The sequence below is a fragment of the Tabrizicola sp. genome (genome assembly GCF_031377265.1).
Lineage (GTDB): Bacteria > Pseudomonadota > Alphaproteobacteria > Rhodobacterales > Rhodobacteraceae > JAUYQR01.
In genome coordinates this window covers 1-3525 of record NZ_JANMET010000388.1, presented here as the reverse complement: position 1 = coordinate 3525, position 3525 = coordinate 1, and the positions used below count along the sequence as shown (strand labels likewise).

Annotated in this window: 4 protein-coding genes; all 4 read right to left on the bottom strand. The window is 64.1% G+C overall.

The window, feature by feature from the left end; all coding sequences use genetic code 11:
• A partial coding sequence (gene nuoF / locus RMO18_RS20635) for an NADH-quinone oxidoreductase subunit NuoF (RefSeq protein WP_309668406.1) occupies window positions 1-1232 on the bottom strand: 1232 nt, incomplete at its 3' end.
• 13 nt (window positions 1233-1245) lie between these two features.
• On the bottom strand, window positions 1246-1467 hold the full coding sequence (locus tag RMO18_RS20630; RefSeq protein WP_309668405.1) for a DUF5337 domain-containing protein: 222 nt from the start codon (window positions 1465-1467) through the stop codon (window positions 1246-1248).
• Window positions 1468-1475: 8 nt separating this feature from the next.
• Entirely contained in the window at window positions 1476-2201 is a 726-nt protein-coding gene (locus RMO18_RS20625) for a hypothetical protein (protein WP_309668404.1), read from the bottom strand.
• Between the two features lie 57 nt (window positions 2202-2258).
• Window positions 2259-3458 carry an NADH-quinone oxidoreductase subunit E gene (locus tag RMO18_RS20620; RefSeq protein ID WP_309668403.1) on the bottom strand — a complete coding sequence of 400 codons (1200 nt, stop codon included), beginning with the start codon at window positions 3456-3458 and terminating at the stop codon, window positions 2259-2261.
• Window positions 3459-3525 lie beyond the last annotated feature (67 nt).

The window sequence follows — 3525 nt, the reverse complement described above, 5'->3', positions numbered from 1 at the left end:
TCGCGGAACGCCCGCACCAGGCCCTGAATCGGCCAGGCCGCCGCGTCGCCAAGGGCGCAGATCGTGTGCCCCTCGACCTGCTTGGTCACGCTGATCAGCATGTCGATTTCTTCGACCTCCGCCTCGCCGCGCACCAGTCGGTCCATCACCCGCATCATCCAGCCGGTGCCCTCGCGGCACGGCGTGCACTGGCCGCAGGACTCATGCTTGTAGAACTTCGACAGCCGCCAGATCGCCTTGATGACGTCGGTCGACTGGTCCATCACGATCACCGCCGCCGTGCCCAGACCCGAGCGTTGCTCGCGCAGCCAGTCGAAATCCATGATTGCATCGTCGCACTGCGCCTGCGTAAGCAAGGGCACCGACGATCCGCCCGGGATCACCGCCTTGATGTTCTTCCAGCCGCCGCGCACGCCGCCGCAATGCCGCTCCAGCAACTCCTTCAGCGGGATCGACATCGCCTCTTCGACGACGCAGGGCTGCATCACATGCCCCGAAATGCCAAAGAGCTTGGTCCCGGTGTTGTTCGGCCGCCCGAACGAGGCAAACCATTCCGGCCCGCGCCGCAGGATCGTTGGCACCACCGCGATGGATTCGACGTTGTTCACCGTGGTCGGGCAGCCGTAAAGGCCACTGCCCGCCGGGAACGGCGGCTTCATCCGCGGCATGCCCTTCTTGCCCTCAAGGCTTTCCAGCAGCGCGGTTTCCTCGCCGCAGATATAGGCGCCAGCGCCGTGGTGCAGGTAGCAGTCGAAATCCCAACCGGATTTCGCAGCGTTCTTGCCCAGCAGCCCCGCGTCATAGCATTCGTCAATCGCCGCCTGCAGAACCTCGCGCTCGCGGATGTATTCGCCACGAATGTAGATGTAGCAGGCATTGGCATTCATCGCGAAAGAGGCAATCAGCGCCCCTTCGATCAGCGTATGCGGATCGTGCCGCATGATCTCGCGGTCTTTGCAGGTGCCGGGTTCGCTCTCGTCGGCATTGATCACCAGATAGCTTGGCCGCCCATCCGACTGCTTGGGCATGAAGCTCCACTTCAGGCCGGTCGGGAACCCCGCCCCGCCGCGCCCGCGCAGACCGCTGGCCTTGACCTGCTCGATCAGCGTGTCGCGCCCGCGCTGGATGATCTCGGCCGTGCCGTTCCAATGCCCGCGCTTCATCGCGCCCTTCAGGCTGCGGTCATGCATCCCGTAAAGGTTGGTGAAAATGCGGTCCTGATCCTTGAGCATCCCTTGCCTCTTCTTAACCCCGGCGTCGCCGCCAGATCTGATATGTCACGACCATCGCCCAGAAGAACGCGGCCAAAGCAGCAAAGTCCAACAGGAACACATAGCGGGCGTCCCAGCCCATCCTGCTTCCAAGCCACTGCGCGCCCATCCACAGGATCATGGTCCCAGCGATGACAAAGGCAACCAGACGCGTCTGCGCCGCCTGCTTCACTGCGTCTGGATCAGGGCGCGCCATAGCTTTCCTCAGTAATCGTTCGTCTTGGCCCGGATGCGGAAGGCATCCAGCCCGTCAGCCACGATGATCTTGGCCTGCGCCACCCATTTGTCGCGGGTAATGCGGCCCTTGAACGTCTTCATTTCGGCATCGACCAGCGCCACGTCGGCATCCGACCAACCGGCAATCTGATCAAAATGGTAAAAGCCCATTTCGTTCACCAGCTTTTCCAGTGCCGGACCGATACCCTCGATCTCCTTCAGGTCGTCCGCGCCCCCCTTGCGCGGCCCCTTCAGGCGGACAAGCCCAGCTGGCTTGGCGACCTTGGGCTTTGCAGCCGGCTTTGGTTTCGTCGCAGCCAGAGCCTTCGCTTTGGGCGCGGCCTTCGCCTTTGGCGCGGCGGGTGCCGTGGCCTTCGCGACGGGGGCAGACATCACGGCAGCGGGCTGCACCATCGCTGCGGCCCCGACCGGTTTGTCCTTGACCGGTTTGCTCTCGACCGGGTTGGCCGCGACGGCCACCTTGGCTGCAGGCATTGCATCCGGCTTGGCATCGAACACCGACTTGCGCGCGTCACCCCACGGCATGCCCAGAAACAGCCCGCCCACTGCCGCGACCAGCGCGCCAATCGCTGCCGCCGGGAACAGATCGAACTTGCCCACGACCACCGCCACGGCAAACGCCACCAGCCCGGCTGCCGCCCCGATCAAGAAACCGCCCAACCAAGGCGCATTCACATTCTCTGCCTTACGCATTCCGTGTCACTCCCGTTGATGCAGCCCGCTTGACCGGGGCCCTCTTTCCCTCGCAGTTCAGCCCCTGGCAGCGGCCTCGGCCTCAGCGGCCGTCCCTCCCGCCGCCAGAATCTTCGCTTGCACGACCCATTTGTCACCGGTCACGCGCCCCTTGAAACCTTCCAGATTGTTGTCCACCCAGGCGATCTCCGCCGCGCTCCACGCGGCAATCTGGTCGAAATGGTAAAAGCCGAGGCGGTTGCACAGCAGTGCCAGCTTCGGCCCGATCCCCAGGATCAGCGTCAGGTCATCCGCGCCGCTTTTGCGCGGGGCCGTCAATGCCACGGGCTTTTGCGCCTGGCCTGCAGGCAGCGCAGCAATCCTTGAAGGCATGGCTTTTGCTTCCGGGGTTGCCGCCGGAGTGGCGTTCGGCGCATTGCCGTCGACGCGCGGCTTGCCCTTGGACTGGGCCGAAGACTCCTGCACCGTCACGCCGCTGGCGTCGGCGGGCTTGCCCTTGGACGGTTTCGGTTCAACCGCCTCGCCCTTGGCGGGCCGCACCGCTGCCACTTTACCCAGCCACGGCGTCAGCAGCGGCACCTCGCTGCCATCAATCCGCTTGATGGTATCCCTCAGGTCGGCGGCCAGTTGCACGCTTGCATTGTACTGCCGCCGCCCGCTTTCGAACTCGACCAGCGTGGTCAGCCCGCCCGACGGCTCCGCCGCATAGCGCCCGATCTCGGACCCCGGCAACGGCACCTGACCCAGCGCAAAGCGCCCGATCAGCGCGCGCAGGCCATCTGCCGTCAGATCCTCGTAGTAATCCTTGCCGATCTGGGCCATCGGCGCATTGGCACAGGCCCCCAGACACTCGACCTCTTCCCAGCTGAACTTGCCATCTGCACTCAGCGTATGCGGGGTCTTGGCAATCATCTCTTTGCAGACCGCAATCAACTCCTCCGCGCCACAGATCATGCAACTGGTGGTGCCGCAAATCTGGAGATGCGCAACAGACCCAACGGGTTGCAGCTGGAACATGAAGTAGAACGTCGCCACCTCCAGCCCCCGGATATACGCCAGCCCCAGCATGCTGGAGACGTGTTCGATCGCCGGACGGGACAGCCACCCCTCCTGCTCCTGCGCACGCCAGAGCAGCGGGATGATGGCGCTGGCCTGACGGCCTTCGGGATATTTGGTGATCTGCGCTTTGGCCCAGGCGAGGTTGGCCGGGGTGAAGGCGAAGGAGGCGGGCTGGTGGGGGTGCAGGCGGCGTAGCATTGACTTTTCCTAGGGATCTTCCGGTTAATTCACTATTTCGATTTTGAACGCATGGTCAGAACCGGGA

Excerpts from the sequence above, each read along its gene's own strand:
- RMO18_RS20620 (WP_309668403.1), bottom strand. The coding sequence starts at position 3,458 with ATGCTACGCCGCCTGCACCCCCACCAGCCCGCCTCCTTCGCCTTCACC.
- RMO18_RS20630 (WP_309668405.1), bottom strand. The coding sequence starts at position 1,467 with ATGGCGCGCCCTGATCCAGACGCAGTGAAGCAGGCGGCGCAGACGCGT.
- RMO18_RS20625 (WP_309668404.1), bottom strand. The coding sequence starts at position 2,201 with ATGCGTAAGGCAGAGAATGTGAATGCGCCTTGGTTGGGCGGTTTCTTG.